This is a genomic window from Acinetobacter sp. IK40, assembly GCF_035615075.1.
GTDB lineage: Bacteria > Pseudomonadota > Gammaproteobacteria > Pseudomonadales > Moraxellaceae > Acinetobacter > Acinetobacter courvalinii.
The window spans coordinates 345,578-359,158 of record NZ_JANBOE010000002.1 but is presented as its reverse complement, the minus strand read 5'-3'; the positions used below and the strand labels follow the sequence as shown (position 1 = coordinate 359,158).

The 13,581-nt window shown below is 42.1% G+C and carries 16 protein-coding genes; 11 read left to right on the top strand and 5 right to left on the bottom strand.

Annotation, left to right across the window (positions count from 1 at the left end; genetic code table 11):
* Positions 1–12 precede the first annotated feature (12 nt).
* Entirely contained in the window at positions 13–444 is a 432-nt protein-coding gene (locus MSG93_RS05730) for a hypothetical protein (protein WP_324620912.1), read from the bottom strand.
* Between the two features lie 103 nt (positions 445–547).
* Between MSG93_RS05730 and MSG93_RS05725 the strand changes: the two genes are divergently transcribed.
* Positions 548–1,153 (top strand): isochorismatase family protein, encoded by a 606-nt coding sequence (locus MSG93_RS05725; RefSeq protein ID WP_324620911.1) that lies wholly within the window; start codon positions 548–550, stop codon positions 1,151–1,153.
* Positions 1,154–1,159: 6 nt separating this feature from the next.
* Here the strand turns inward: MSG93_RS05725 and MSG93_RS05720 are convergent, their stop codons facing one another.
* The 3 genes from MSG93_RS05720 to MSG93_RS05710 form a co-directional block, all read right to left on the bottom strand.
* Positions 1,160–1,648 (bottom strand): hypothetical protein, encoded by a 489-nt coding sequence (locus MSG93_RS05720; RefSeq protein ID WP_324620910.1) that lies wholly within the window; start codon positions 1,646–1,648, stop codon positions 1,160–1,162.
* A gap of 100 nt (positions 1,649–1,748) precedes the next feature.
* The gene (locus MSG93_RS05715) at positions 1,749–2,621 is read right to left on the bottom strand and encodes an NAD(P)-dependent oxidoreductase (RefSeq protein ID WP_324620909.1); all 873 of its coding nucleotides are present in this window, start codon (positions 2,619–2,621) and stop codon (positions 1,749–1,751) included.
* A 3-nt stretch (positions 2,622–2,624) separates the two neighbouring features.
* Positions 2,625–3,710 carry an alpha/beta fold hydrolase gene (locus tag MSG93_RS05710; protein WP_005230371.1) on the bottom strand — a complete coding sequence of 362 codons (1,086 nt, stop codon included), beginning with the start codon at positions 3,708–3,710 and terminating at the stop codon, positions 2,625–2,627.
* Between the two features lie 135 nt (positions 3,711–3,845).
* On the opposite strand from MSG93_RS05710, the gene MSG93_RS05705 reads away from it, so the two are divergent.
* The 4 genes from MSG93_RS05705 to MSG93_RS05690 all read left to right on the top strand — a co-directional run bounded on the left by MSG93_RS05705 (position 3,846) and on the right by MSG93_RS05690 (position 7,483).
* A complete protein-coding gene (locus MSG93_RS05705) occupies positions 3,846–5,033 on the top strand; it encodes an O-succinylhomoserine sulfhydrylase (RefSeq protein WP_324620908.1) in 1,188 nt (395 codons plus the stop codon).
* A gap of 12 nt (positions 5,034–5,045) precedes the next feature.
* Positions 5,046–5,375, top strand: coding sequence for a YbaB/EbfC family nucleoid-associated protein (locus MSG93_RS05700; protein ID WP_004772118.1), 330 nt, complete (start codon positions 5,046–5,048; stop codon positions 5,373–5,375).
* Between the two features lie 71 nt (positions 5,376–5,446).
* Positions 5,447–6,043, top strand: coding sequence for a recombination mediator RecR (recR, locus tag MSG93_RS05695; protein ID WP_005230374.1), 597 nt, complete (start codon positions 5,447–5,449; stop codon positions 6,041–6,043).
* A 297-nt stretch (positions 6,044–6,340) separates the two neighbouring features.
* Positions 6,341–7,483, top strand: coding sequence for a ribonuclease D (locus MSG93_RS05690; protein WP_199972842.1), 1,143 nt, complete (start codon positions 6,341–6,343; stop codon positions 7,481–7,483).
* 24 nt (positions 7,484–7,507) lie between these two features.
* On the opposite strand, the gene MSG93_RS05685 is transcribed toward MSG93_RS05690, so the two are convergent.
* Entirely contained in the window at positions 7,508–8,242 is a 735-nt protein-coding gene (locus MSG93_RS05685; protein WP_324620906.1) for a class I SAM-dependent methyltransferase, read from the bottom strand.
* 170 nt (positions 8,243–8,412) lie between these two features.
* Here MSG93_RS05685 and MSG93_RS05680 point away from each other — a divergent pair, with 170 nt between their 5' ends.
* The 6 genes from MSG93_RS05680 to prmB all read left to right on the top strand — a co-directional run bounded on the left by MSG93_RS05680 (position 8,413) and on the right by prmB (position 13,568).
* The gene (locus MSG93_RS05680; protein WP_005230383.1) at positions 8,413–8,718 is read left to right on the top strand and encodes a YcgL domain-containing protein; all 306 of its coding nucleotides are present in this window, start codon (positions 8,413–8,415) and stop codon (positions 8,716–8,718) included.
* Entirely contained in the window at positions 8,711–9,097 is a 387-nt protein-coding gene (locus tag MSG93_RS05675) for a hypothetical protein (RefSeq protein ID WP_005230385.1), read from the top strand. Before MSG93_RS05680 ends, MSG93_RS05675 begins: the two co-directional genes overlap by 8 nt.
* Positions 9,098–9,132: 35 nt before the next feature.
* The gene (locus tag MSG93_RS05670) at positions 9,133–9,984 is read left to right on the top strand and encodes an AAA family ATPase (RefSeq protein ID WP_009515407.1); all 852 of its coding nucleotides are present in this window, start codon (positions 9,133–9,135) and stop codon (positions 9,982–9,984) included.
* 12 nt (positions 9,985–9,996) lie between these two features.
* Positions 9,997–11,184: a vWA domain-containing protein gene (locus tag MSG93_RS05665; RefSeq protein WP_005230389.1), complete on the top strand. Its 1,188-nt coding sequence runs from the start codon at positions 9,997–9,999 to the stop codon at positions 11,182–11,184.
* A 42-nt stretch (positions 11,185–11,226) separates the two neighbouring features.
* Positions 11,227–12,432, top strand: coding sequence for a tryptophan synthase subunit beta (trpB, locus tag MSG93_RS05660; RefSeq protein WP_324621028.1), 1,206 nt, complete (start codon positions 11,227–11,229; stop codon positions 12,430–12,432).
* Between the two features lie 125 nt (positions 12,433–12,557).
* On the top strand, positions 12,558–13,568 hold the full coding sequence (prmB, locus tag MSG93_RS05655) for a 50S ribosomal protein L3 N(5)-glutamine methyltransferase (RefSeq protein ID WP_009512939.1): 1,011 nt from the start codon (positions 12,558–12,560) through the stop codon (positions 13,566–13,568).
* Positions 13,569–13,581 lie beyond the last annotated feature (13 nt).

Genomic DNA, 13,581 nt, shown 5'->3' with positions numbered 1-13,581 from the left:
TTATAAGGTAAATTATTCAATGCATTGAATGTTCTCTATTTTAAAATGTTTAAGGTATTCTCTAGATTGTAGAAAAATAGGTTTTGCATCTGGTTGTTGTAAAAGTTTTGGGTAAAGGGAGAGGTATACAGCTAGAATTTTTTTTGCATCTGCTAAATAGTCACATTCAGCTTGAAATCTTTCTTGTTTACTTTTCGCTGCAATAATTCTTGATTCGTGTAGAGACTTAAACTTATCAACACGGGTTTTCATTCTCTTATCAAACTCGTTATTTGATACTCTTTCTCCATCTTTAAATAAGACAGACTCAATTTCCAGCCCATTCCATCCTAAAGTATTCTTAGCTTGTGCATACACTTTTTGTTGAGCATAGAGGGTGTTGGAAAAGATTAAACAAGAGAGGGTAATACTAACTCTAATTAAAATATTTATGGAATACAGCATTTTATATTCACTATCCTGTATCTGAATTTTTATGAAAACCTTTCATAAATAATGGGTGGGTATAAAATTTTATTATTTAATCATAACCTTAGAGATAAATATAATGAAAGAATTCTGTAAAAATAGTTTAGGTTATAAAAAAACTACTATTTCAACTCAACAGAATAATGCAGACGCTTTGATTGTGATTGATGTACAACGGGCATTTGTCACCGGTGCAGAAGCTGTTCCTGCATCTGAGTCATTGATTGCTGCCCTGGATCTTCTAATTGCTAAAGCGAGAGCTACAAATGCCCCCGTGATCTTTCTACAAAATGATGGGGACGTTGGATCGGTAGATGAGCCTTATCAAGCGGGTTGGGAATTATTTTTTGCGCCTCGGCCTAATGAATATGTGGTTCGAAAAAGTGAGGACAATGGTTTTGATGGAACATCACTCCAGCATATTCTGGATGAGTTGAAAATTCAGTCATTAGCCATGTGTGGTGTTTTATCAGAAATGTGTGTGGCTGCAACAGCCCGTGCTGCTTTAGCCAGAGGCTATTCGGTATTGTTGCCCCATGATGCCCATGCCACCTATGATGTGCCGGCTGGGCCCGGATCAGAAGCTGTTCCTGCTGCTATGGCGGCCAGAGCAGCGGAGTGGTCGCTGGGTGATGAAATCCGGATTTGTGCCTCGGTGGATGAGGTTGGTTTTATTAAAGGATGACTGAAACTAACTTTCTGTTTCACATAATACTTCTTGATGAATATCTATACTTTGAGCTGCAACCCAAGATGTTTTTTCACCTTTGTAGGGCTCAAGCTTATATAAAAATTTATCTCTATCTAATAATTCAATTTTATATATTTCTAATGACCATTTATCAATTGGATATTTATTAATACTATAAGGTTGGCATTTCGGTATATTATCAAGATTTTGAAATGAACAAATAATCGAATTTTCTGAAAAATCATGACAATAGTTCCAAAAGCCAGATTTCCCAGTCGGATAAATATGATGCGTATTTATCCATTGATTCTTTTGTTCGGGAGCTAAGTTTTTATTATTTAAATATAAGCTTCTTTCTACGGAATTGGAGTACTTAAATTCTGAAATACAAATTGCATCATCCAAGAAGCATGGTGTGGAAAATGAGGGAAATTTATATATCAAAAAACCTAAAGCTAATCCAAACAAAGACAGTATTATTTTTTTCATATTTTACCGTTTACCGATTCGGTTATTAGATTCAAATTCATTTTTAAAAACCGCTCAAAAGAGCGGTTTTAACTTTTCTTTTTTACTCTGAATTTTTCTCTTATTTCAGCGTAATTTTACTCCATGACTCATATAATTTTGCTGCTGCGGAGAAGTCGCTATTTGGCTCCGCAGTTAAATTTGCAGTTTGAATCAGGCTCTGAGTTAAAGCGAGCAGAGGTGCCGGTAATTTGGCATCCTTGACCAGATCCAGTGCAATACCAGTATCCTTTGCCAGTAATGGCAGACCAAAGGTCACTGGAAATTCACGGCTCAGGACACGTTGCGGGAAAATATTTTCGGTCACAAAGCTTTTACCGCTAGAAGCATTTACGCAGTTCAGTGCTGCATCCAGGTTCACACCATGCGCTTTTAAGGTACTGAAACCTTCGGTCACTGACCATAAATTTACGGCAAGCAGCATATTGTTAATGGCTTTTACCGCAAAACCAGCGCCAGGTTCACCGACGTGCTGAATCAATTTACCTAATGCTGCCATTGCAGGATAAGCACGTTCAAAAGCCTCCACATCGCCACCGACCATAAAGGTCAAGGTTGCATTTTCAGCACCGACTGTTTGACCACTGACAGGTGCATCCAGAAAATCAACATTTTGTGCTTTCAATTTTTCCACCAGACGGCGGGCTGAATCTGGTACGCCACTGGTGCAATCAATCCAGATTGAACCTGATTTAATCGCAACGCCTTCAATCAACTGCTCAACGTCATCGCTGGTGGGTAAGCAGGAAAATATAATGTCAGCCTGTACTGCCTGAGCAAGTTCTACTGCGGTGGTGCCATATTCTGCTGCATGTTGTTCTGCCTTGCTAAAATTTCGGTTCCAGACCAGAACTTTCTCAAAATATTTAGGAAGATGCGCCGCCATACGATAGCCCATAGCGCCTAAACCGATGAATGCAACAGATTGAGTCATACTTTACCTTTTTATTTGCGTCGATCGTTCGGCTAACCATGTGGTTAAAGTTGGCCAGAACTCAATTGAACTGTTTTGACTGGACATTAAACCTAAGTGTCCACCCGGGATAAGAGTAAACGTGACATCCTGACTGCTTGTCAACTGGGTCAGCGGAAAGGCAGACTCGGAAGTTACCAATTGATCACCTTTGCCTGCACCGACAAGAAGTGAGCAATTAATATTTTTAAGTTCGATGGTTTTGTTCTTGAGACGAATCGCGCCATGTTTTAAAGGATTTTGCAGCCAGACATTAAATAACATGTCCTGATTTACGCCGCCCGGGTAATCAATCATATTATTCAAGAAGTGACTGAGTGTGGCATCTTCCTGTACCAGTTTCAAATTATCCAGATTTTTCAACAACTGAATATTACCATCAATCCAGCCTTTAGGGTCCAATAGCTTGAATCCTAAAGAATTAAGGAAGCCTGGTGAATGGATCATCAGTTTGGGCAAACGGTTATAGATATAGTCTTTGATGGTTGGGTTACGGTTGGTGAGATAAGCCAAGGTTTTATACAGCTTGCCGATATAACCTGAAGCGTAACTGTCGATTGGGCTACCCAAAACCACCAGATTTTTCACCACACTTGGTTGATGGCGTGCGGTATAAAGCGTGACAAAGATGCCTGCCATACTCCAGCCATGCAGTGAAATTTTTTCCGATTGGGCATGCTGTTGAATAGCTTCAATACATTTTGGAATAAACTTATCAATAAAAGATAGAAAGTTAATCTGATAGTTTTTATAAGTAAGCTTACCCCAATCAATCAGATAGACATCAAAACCGCTGTCCTGAAAATGTTTGACCAATGAACGGTAAGGATACAGGTCATAGATATCCATATTAATCGCTAAGGGGGCAACAAAAACCAGTGGTTCCTTATAACGCTTATTCTCGGAAGCGTAGAAACGGACACGGGTTTGTTTAAATTGGGCAATCACTTGATACGGCGTTGATTGAGACAAAACCAGTTTGTCGGCATCGAATACACGCATAGCCAGATGTTTAAAATTTATTTTTTGCTGTTCCACAAGCGATTTCATCTTATAAAGTCTCGTCATGAGTCAAGATTGCACGAAGTCTAAGCGATAATTTCATCTTACGCCTTGACCTTAAATACCTTAGGCGATCAAAATATTGGCATATTTCCTCATTATGATCATAAGGCATACAAAACGATGAATCCAAGCGATGATTTAGAATACCAATTAGAAACACTGGCAATTCGCACAGGGCATGATCGTACCTCGGAAGGTGAACATAGTGAGCCGATCTTTTTAACCTCATCATTTGTGTGTGACAGTGCGGCGGATGCTGCTGCAAAATTCTCTGGACAAATTGCAGGTAATACCTATTCACGTTATACCAATCCCACCGTTCAGGCTTTTGAAAAGCGTTTAGCGGTTTTGGATGGTGCAGAACGTGCAGTTGCGACCAGTTCAGGTATGGCAGCAGTTCATGCAATGTGTATGGCCTATTTAAAAGCGGGCGACCATGTCATTTGTTCTCGCGCAGTATTTGGTTCAATCATTGCTTTATTTGAAAAATATGTGGCGAAATTTGCGGTTGAAGTGACCTTTGTGGATCTAGACGATCTTGAGGGCTGGAAACAGGCGATTCGTCCAAATACTCGTATCTTATTTATTGAAACGCCGTCTAATCCATTGGCACAAGTCGGTGATATGCAGGCGATTGCCGATATTGCCCATGCCAATGGTGCTTTATTTGCCGTTGATAACTGTTTCTGTACCCCTGTATTACAACAACCGATCAAGTTTGGTGCGGATTTAGTGCTTTATTCAGCAACCAAATATATTGATGGTCAGGGCCGTGCGCTTGGTGGTGCAGTGGTCGGTAAGCATGACTTGCTTGAAGAAGTAAACGGCGTGATTCGTACTTTGGGTAATTCAATGAGTCCGTTTAATGCATGGATTTTCTTGAAAGGCCTTGAAACGCTTAGCATTCGTATGAAAGCTCATTGTGAGAGTGCGCAAAAGCTGGCTGAATGGTTACATCAGCACGAAAAAGTGGAAAAAGTCTATTACGCAGGCTTACCAGATCATCCGGGACATGAACTCGCGAAAAAACAACAAAAAGGTTTTGGCGGTGTCGTATCCTTTGTGGTCAAAGGCGAACGTGAAGGCGCATGGACGGTGATCGATAATACGCGCTTCTTGTCGATTACCAGTAATCTGGGTGACGTTAAGTCAACAATTACACATCCAGCAACCACCTCGCATGGTAGAATGTCGGCAGAAGCTAAACAAGCTGCAGGAATTGAAGAAGGTTTAATTCGTGTGTCTGTTGGTTTAGAAGACATTGATGATATTATTCGCGACTTATCACGCGGTTTAGATTTAATTTAACGAGAGAAACTTATGAACATTAATATGCTCATGCAGCAAGCTCAGCGCATGCAAAAAGATATGGAAACTAATCTTAAAAAAGCCAAAGAAGAGCTTGCAAATACTGAAGTTCATGCGGAAGCAGGCGGTGGTTTAGTTAAAGTGACCATGACGTGCCGTAATGTCGTTAAGCGTATCGAAATTAGTCCTGACCTGTTACAAGACGAAGCAGACATGATTGAAGATTTGATTGCTGCAGCAATGAATGATGCTGCACGTCAGGCAGAAGCAATTTCAGAAGAAAAACTTCAAGGTGCAAACTCAGGTATGGGCTTACCACCAGGTTTATCTGGCCTATTCTAATTGAGTATTCCTCAAGCACTCGATCAAGGTGCTTGGGGAATCTTTTTTTCTACAAATAATCGAGTTAATTAGTGTTTAGTGAACGATTTGAACAACTGGTTCAAGCATTACGTATTCTGCCGAGTGTTGGCCCAAAATCAGCACAACGTATGGCATTGCATTTATTAATGAAAAATCGCGAAGGTGCCTTTGCACTGTCTTATGCTTTACATGAAGCTTCCAGCCATATTCATGAATGTCGTATTTGTCACTCTTTAACAGAACATGATGTCTGTGATATTTGTGCCTCGGTAGAACGTGATGAGCAATTGCTGTGTGTGGTTGAATCACCAGCAGATGTTATGGCGATTGAGCAAAGTGGCAGTTTCCGCGGTAAATATCATGTTTTGGGCGGACATTTGTCACCTCTAGATGGCATTGGCCCAGAAGAAATCGGGATTCCTTACCTGATTCAGCGTTTGAGCGAAGGACAGATTCAGGAAGTCATTCTGGCGACCAACGCGACAGTAGAAGGCCAGGCAACCGCACATTATCTGGTTGAAGCGACCAAACATTTACCGATTCAGATGACCCGAATTGCACAAGGCGTACCGCAAGGTGGTGAGCTGGAATATGTCGATAGTCATACCTTAAGTCAGGCTGTACACAACCGAATGCGCATGAAATAACAGCTTTCTTGGCATTTTCTTATATTTATTTTAAATTCATGCTGTTAATTTAAACAAATAATTAAATTTTACATTTTGTCTAACATTATCGTAGATCTATTTACGATGATTTGTGGCACTATGAGCTGGCGAAAAGGATTTTCGTTTTTTGATGAAATGGAGAGAGGAGTAATTTCATGTTTTATATGTGGAATACCAATTAAATTTTTTTGTATTTTGTTTTTTAGTTAAGCAATGCCTGATCTTGGTTAGATCACTCTATTGCGTATGGTTCTATATTATTTTACTTGAGCACACATGTTTCAGTTTATCCAGCAGCAACAAGATTTAGCTGTTCTCCTTAGCCAGATGGAACAGTGTTCTGTCTATGCACTTGATACCGAATTTATCAAGGTCGATACCTTATATCCCAAACTTGGTGTTTGCCAAATCAATTTAAATGGCCAGATTCTGTTACTGGACGGTGCGGCATTGGATCTGACCCATTTCTGGCCAAAGATTTTTGCTGCTCAACAGAACATTTTCCATGCCTGCAGTGAAGATATTGACTTGATCTATCATTATGCAGATCAGAAACCCTTGAATAATGTGTTTGACACCCAGGTCGCAATGGCATTTCTGGGGCATGGATTACAGGTCAGTTATCAGAATGCATTAAAGACCTGTCTCAATATCGATATTGAAAAAGACCAGACCCGTTCAGACTGGCTGGCAAGACCACTGTCGCAGGAGCAAATGAGCTATGCGGCAAATGATGTCATCTATTTAAGCAAGCTAGCAGATACCCTCAAAACCGACCTGAAAGCGAAAGGGCTGTATCAATACGTACTGGAAGACTGCCAGAATCTCACCAAAGAGATTGCAACGGAAACACCACTGCCAGAACTTTATACCGACATTGGTAACTACCGCCATTCACGCCGTGAGTTGATGCAACTGCAGCAGTTGAGTATCTGGCGAGAGCAGATTACCAAGGCCTTAAATCAGCCACGCAGCTTTATTCTTCGCAATGGTACCATGATTGATCTGGTTGAAAAAAATCCGCGGAATACCTTTCAGCTTGCCCAGATCAAGGATATCCGGCCGAATGTGATCCGTGAGCATGGTAAAACCATTCTGGATTTATTGAAATTCTTACCGCCTGAGAATGAATGGCCTTTACGCATGGCACGGCCGGTCAAGAGTAATTCAAAAGAAGTGGCACCTAAAATCGATGCTTTAATTGCTGATGTCGTACTTCAGACCGGAATCCCGAAAGAAGTATTGTTGCGTAAGAAATGGATGAACGCCATTTATGAACATGTGGTCTTTCATCGGGATGAGCAGAGCTTGCCGAATTATCTGATGGGCTGGCGTTATGATCTGCTGACTCAACCCTTAATTGCCTTATTGCGGGAAGATATTGAGTATCTGGCTACTCAGATGAAAATTGCCCGTTAGCGTTTTGAAAAAAGAGCTAAGTGATTAGCTCTTTTTTTGGGCCTTGATGATCAGCATCATGGGCCGTCTTCGTTCATCCTGCCAGCCCATCTTTTCAATCATTTCATTGCTAGGCAGTGGTTCAATCAGGGCGGTGATTTCAAAACCTGCTTTGAGTAAAGCCATGACATGGGTTTCGATGGTGCGGTGATATTTCACCATATGGGTACCCAGGAACTGTGTTTCTCTTTGGCCTTCTGCAAAATAATGGTCCACCGGCCAATACAGTGGCTGTTTCTCATGACTATAAATCCAGTCTTGCTGCGCACGTGCGGTAAAAATCGGGTGCTCGACAGAATAATAGAGTTCGCCCTGTGGCACGAGCAGTTGAGCCGCTTTTTCAAATACAGCATCCAGGTCTTGCACGTAATGCAAGGCCAGTGAACTGATGATCAGGTCAAATGACGCTGCTTCAGCGATAAAAGTTTCAATCGCGCTATGTTGGTAAACCACATTTTTTGCTGTATTTAACTGTCGTGCTTTTTCTAGCATTTTAGTGGATAAATCAATTCCAGTCACAGAGCTCGCACCTTGTTCAGCAGCATGTTGACAATGCCAGCCATAGCCGCAGCCCAAATCCAAAACCGTTTTATTGTTTAACTCTGGTAGGTATGCTTTAAATGCCGACCATTCACCAGCAGCGTGCAAGCCATATACCGAACGAGGCATTTTTGAATATTCAGTAAAAAATACAGGATCATCATATTTGTTTTGTTGCATGACTGTTCCACTAAAAAATCAGTGTTTGATTATGACATTCTAAGACACGGCATGGAAATAAGGGCTAAGGTGACGAAAGAAAAAAGTCGACTCTGGCGTTAACAATCCTTAATGTATCCATTTTTATTTTCATGTATGCTGTCTTTGATTGTTAATAGATGTGAGTAAACATGCACTGCGATATTTATAGATCGAGCAAAAAAGATGAAATGTATATGTACATTGCTCGTCCAAATTATCCTGATGACAAGGAACAAGAGAACCCGTTTGAAGGTGTTCCAGAAAGCGTTTTACAGGCCTTCGGCAAAGCCACCTTTGTGATGCATTTAGAACTTCATAATGAGCGAAAACTTGCACGTGCCAACGTTTTACATGTTTTAGATTCATTGAATACCAAAGGCTTTTTTATTCAAATGCCGCCTGAAGGACTCATCAATCCGAATGCGGTAGAACCAGAGGGCTTACGCGGTGCTTGAAACTTTAACAGCAATCTGGTCGAACATTCTTTCGGTACTGGATCAGTTTCCTGAAGAAAATGTCGCGATCATTGTTTATGTTACGGGGACCCTCATTGCATTGTGGTGCTGGTATCGTTTGATGTCACGTCTGCCCAATCCGATTGGTGGCATCCTATGGATCGTGGCTTTTGCAGTTCTTGCAACGCCAACGATTTCAGAAGGTCCGAATTCAGCCCTTGCCCCTGCAATTTTTGGTCTGATCTTTGGTGTGCTGACCAAAGAGCATGTCTTGATCTGGTCAAATCTATCATTGATTTTATTCGTCATTGGTACAGGGCTACTGATTGGCTTCTGCTGGTCAAAATACACTGCAAATAAAACTGCACGTTCAGTTTAGATACTAAGTTAAATATAGAAAAATAAGGTTTTTAAATGTCTGCTGATACACAACACTTCACCGGTACAGATCAATATATCGCGACCGATAGCTTAAAACTTGCAGTGAAAGCTGCACGTGCCCTACAAAAACCATTGCTGGTCAAAGGGGAGCCGGGTACAGGAAAAACCTTGCTTGCAGAACAAGTGGCTGCCAGTCTGGGGTTAAAGCTGATTACCTGGCATATCAAATCGACCACCAAAGCCCAGCAAGGTTTGTATGAGTATGATGCGGTGTCGCGATTACGTGATAGCCAGTTAGGTGATGATCGTGTCTATGACATTAAAAACTATATCAAGCCAGGTAAATTGTGGGAAGCATTTACCAGCGAAGAGCGTTGTGTCTTGTTAATTGATGAAATTGACAAGGCAGATATTGAATTCCCGAATGACTTGCTGCATGAACTCGACAAAATGTCGTTTTATGTCTATGAGACAGGCGAGACCATTACTGCCACACAACGCCCGATCGTGATTATTACTTCGAATAATGAGAAGGAATTGCCAGATGCTTTCTTGCGTCGTTGTTTCTTCCACTATATCGAATTCCCTGATGAAGCGACCATGCGCGACATCATTGCAGTCCATTTTCCGAATATCTCCAATACACTGGTCAGTGAAGCGTTGCAGGTGTTCTTTAAATTACGTGAAATCCCGAATTTGAAGAAGCCACCATCAACTTCAGAGCTGATTGACTGGTTAAGCTTGTTGATGGCGGATGATATGCCGGAAGATGTATTACGTAATCATGACAAATCGAAAGCGATTCCACCATTATATGGTGCCTTGATCAAGAATGAACAAGATGTGCAATTACTTGAACGTTTAGCCTTTATGTCACGTCGTTAAGAGTACTGAGCAATGTTTGTGCGACTGTTTTACACCTTACGCAAATATGGCGTACCGGTCACGACACGTGAGCTCATTGATCTCAATCAGGCAGTAGCTTCAGGTCTTGTGTTTGCAGATCAGGACGAGTTCTATCAGTTGGCGAAAACGGTTTTAGTCAAAGATGAACGCTTCTTTGACAAGTTCGATCGTGCCATGAAAGATTACTTTGATGGCATCGAAACCTTTGATCTGGATGAATTGCTGAAACAGGTTCACAAGTTACCGAAAGACTGGTTCGATCTTGAACTGCTGGAAAAGCATCTGACGCCTGAACAACGTGCGGAATTACAAAAAGCCGGTTCTCTGGAAGAACTGATGAAAATGCTGGAAGAGCGTTTGCGTGAACAGCATAAGAAACATCAGGGCGGCAACCGTATGGTTGGCACAGGTGGTACTTCACCTTTTGGCGCCTTTGGTGATCATCCTGAAGGTGTTCGTATCGGTGGGCCAGGACGTAAACGTTCGGCGGTGAAAGTGTGGGAACAGCGTAAATACCAGAATCTGGATGATGATCAGGTACTGGGAACCCGCCAGATGCAAATCGCCTTACGTCGCTTACGTAAGTTTGCCCGTCAAGGGGCTGCTGAAGAGCTCGATGTGGATGGCACCATCCGTGAGACTGCCAAACAGGGCATTCTGGATGTACAACTGGTGCCTGAGCGTCGTAACCGCATTAAAGTGTTAATGCTGTTTGATGTTGGTGGTTCGATGGATGCCTATATTGCTGAATGTGAAAAGCTGTTCAGTGCGGCCAAATCCGAGTTTAAAACCCTCGAATACTTTTATTTCCATAACTGCCTGTATGACTATGTCTGGAAAGACAATCATCGCCGTAGTGCAACCCGCATGAATACCTGGGATCTGTTCCATACTTATGGACGTGATTATCGCGTCATTGTGGTGGGTGATGCCAGTATGGCGCCGTATGAGTTAAAGTCGGTTGGTGGTTCGGTTGAGTATATGAATGATGAAGCGGGTGAAGTATGGCTAAGACGTTTACGCCAGCATTTCGATAAAACCGCTTGGCTGAATCCTGAAATGGAAGGCTATTGGCATTACACCCAAACCATTCACTGGATTAAAGACATTTTTGAAAATCATATGTTTCCGATGACGCTGAAGGGTATCGAAGACATGACGCGCTACTTATCGCGTTAATATTTATATTAAGACGACAACTTTATAAGAACAGGAATAATGATGGAACATCAAATCAATGGGGTAGCTTTACCTAATGAAGCAGGTTTCTTTGGAAATTTTGGCGGTCAGTTCATTCCACCTCACTTAAAAGAGGCGATGGATGAGATCAATGCGGCCTATGAAGAGATTCGCCATACGGCCGAGTTTCAGGATGAGCTGAATGACCTATTCAAAAACTATGTCGGTCGGCCAAGTCCATTGTTTCATGCCAAGCGTTTATCTGAACAACTGGGTGGCGCACAAATTTATCTGAAACGTGAAGATTTAAACCATACTGGTGCGCATAAGATCAATCACTGCTTAGGTGAAGCTTTACTTGCCAAGTATATGGGTAAAACCAAAGTCATTGCCGAGACAGGTGCAGGACAGCATGGTGTGGCGCTGGCAACGGCTTGTGCCTTGGTCGGTATTCCGTGTGAAATTCATATGGGACAAGTGGATATCGAAAAAGAGCATCCCAATGTCGTAAAGATGAAAATATTGGGTGCAAAACTGGTTTCGGTGACTCAAGGAACAGCCACTTTAAAAGATGCAGTCGATAGTGCCTTTGAAGAGTATTTAAAAGATCCGAAAAACTATATCTATGCGATTGGTTCAGTAGTGGGTCCACACCCGTTTCCTAAAATGGTACGTGACTTCCAGTCAATTATTGGCAAGGAAATCAAACAACAATCCAATGCGTATTTTGGTCAGAATCCTGATTATGTAGTGGCTTGTGTCGGTGGTGGCTCAAATGCGATTGGTGCATTTACCGCATTTTTAAATGAAACTGATGTCAAACTGGTGGGTGTTGAGCCAGCAGGTCATGGTCTGGATACCGATAAGCATTCTGCAACACTGACCTTGGGTAAGCCAGGGCAGATTCATGGTATGGCGTGTTATGTACTGGAAGATGAGCATGGTGAACCGTTACCAGTGCATTCGATTGCATCAGGACTGGATTATCCAGGTGTCGGGCCACAACATAGTTACCTGAAAGAGCTGGGCCGTGTGCAATATGAAACGGCGACGGATCAAGAATGTCTTGATGCATTTATGACACTTTCACGGGTGGAAGGGATTGTACCGGCACTGGAAAGTTCACATGCCGTGGCATGGGCTTTACGTGAAGCACCTAAAATGGAGAAGAACATCAAGATTGTGGTCAATCTTTCGGGTCGTGGCGATAAAGACTCGGACTATGTGGCAGAAAAGCTAGGCCTATAAGTTCTAACTGAATATCTCATGTTAATAGACCGCTTCTTGTAGAGAGGCGGTTTTTTTATTGTTAAATCAATCTTAATCCCGTTAGAATAAAGCGTTTTGCAATTAGCACTTTTGGAGACGCCTAAGTGGAGCGACCGACAATCAGCCCTGAACATTTACAAGAAGCGGCTGAAAACCTAGTAACCATTCGAGATTTTATCCGTTTTGGGGTAACCGCAATGCGTCAATATGACGCACACTTAGGTCAAGGGACTCAGGACTATTTTGCCGAGAGTGCTGCATTGGTACTACAAACATTGTCACTTGAGTGGAAAGCGGATGCTGAAATTCTTGATGCGAAGTTACTGCCAAGTGAAAAAGCGGAATTCCTGAGCTTATTAGAACGTCGTATCAATGACCGTATTCCAACCTCATATTTATTAAACCTGGCGTATTTCTTCAATAAGCCATTTTATGTCGATGAGCGCGTGCTGATTCCACGTTCACCCATTGCCGAGTTGATTGAACAGCGTTTTGCACCATACTGCCTTGATGAGAATGGGCGTATGCTGGAAGCGTTAAACAACTTACCTGAAAATAATAATCCAAAAACACCGCAACGTATTCTGGATATGTGTACAGGTTCAGGTTGTATCGCGATTGCTTTGGCTTATGCTTATCCGGATGCCGAAGTGGATGCAACAGATATTTCCAAAGAAGCGTTGGAAGTGGCTTCAATTAATACCGAGCATCATGATAAGCAATATCAGGTGGCTTTGCTTGAATCAGATTTGTTCTCGAAGATTCCTGCTGAAAATCAATATGACCTGATCGTGAGCAATCCGCCATATGTCGATGCCGAAGATATGGCGGATTTACCGGAAGAGTTCTTGCATGAACCTGAGCTTGCGTTAGCTGCGGGTCAGGATGGCCTAGATCTAGTCCGTAAAATGTTGGCTCAAGCAGCTGATTATCTAACGGAAGATGGCTTGATTGTGATTGAAGTGGGTAATTCTGAATGGGCAATGCGCCAGAACTTCAATACCGTTGACTTCCATTGGCTGACTTTCCAGAAAGGTGGTTCTGGTATTTTTGCTTTAACTGCTGAACAATGCCGTCGTTATAAAGAATTATTTCAGCAATCCGTTCAAAATTAAGAGGCGATAAAAC

Excerpts from the sequence above, each read along its gene's own strand:
- MSG93_RS05730 (WP_324620912.1), bottom strand. The coding sequence starts at position 444 with ATGCTGTATTCCATAAATATTTTAATTAGAGTTAGTATTACCCTCTCT.
- MSG93_RS05725 (WP_324620911.1), top strand. The coding sequence starts at position 548 with ATGAAAGAATTCTGTAAAAATAGTTTAGGTTATAAAAAAACTACTATT.
- MSG93_RS05720 (WP_324620910.1), bottom strand. The coding sequence starts at position 1,648 with ATGAAAAAAATAATACTGTCTTTGTTTGGATTAGCTTTAGGTTTTTTG.
- MSG93_RS05715 (WP_324620909.1), bottom strand. The coding sequence starts at position 2,621 with ATGACTCAATCTGTTGCATTCATCGGTTTAGGCGCTATGGGCTATCGT.
- MSG93_RS05710 (WP_005230371.1), bottom strand. The coding sequence starts at position 3,710 with ATGAAATCGCTTGTGGAACAGCAAAAAATAAATTTTAAACATCTGGCT.
- MSG93_RS05705 (WP_324620908.1), top strand. The coding sequence starts at position 3,846 with ATGAATCCAAGCGATGATTTAGAATACCAATTAGAAACACTGGCAATT.
- MSG93_RS05700 (WP_004772118.1), top strand. The coding sequence starts at position 5,046 with ATGAACATTAATATGCTCATGCAGCAAGCTCAGCGCATGCAAAAAGAT.
- MSG93_RS05690 (WP_199972842.1), top strand. The coding sequence starts at position 6,341 with ATGTTTCAGTTTATCCAGCAGCAACAAGATTTAGCTGTTCTCCTTAGC.
- MSG93_RS05685 (WP_324620906.1), bottom strand. The coding sequence starts at position 8,242 with ATGCAACAAAACAAATATGATGATCCTGTATTTTTTACTGAATATTCA.
- MSG93_RS05680 (WP_005230383.1), top strand. The coding sequence starts at position 8,413 with ATGCACTGCGATATTTATAGATCGAGCAAAAAAGATGAAATGTATATG.
- MSG93_RS05670 (WP_009515407.1), top strand. The coding sequence starts at position 9,133 with ATGTCTGCTGATACACAACACTTCACCGGTACAGATCAATATATCGCG.
- MSG93_RS05665 (WP_005230389.1), top strand. The coding sequence starts at position 9,997 with ATGTTTGTGCGACTGTTTTACACCTTACGCAAATATGGCGTACCGGTC.
- trpB (WP_324621028.1), top strand. The coding sequence starts at position 11,227 with ATGGAACATCAAATCAATGGGGTAGCTTTACCTAATGAAGCAGGTTTC.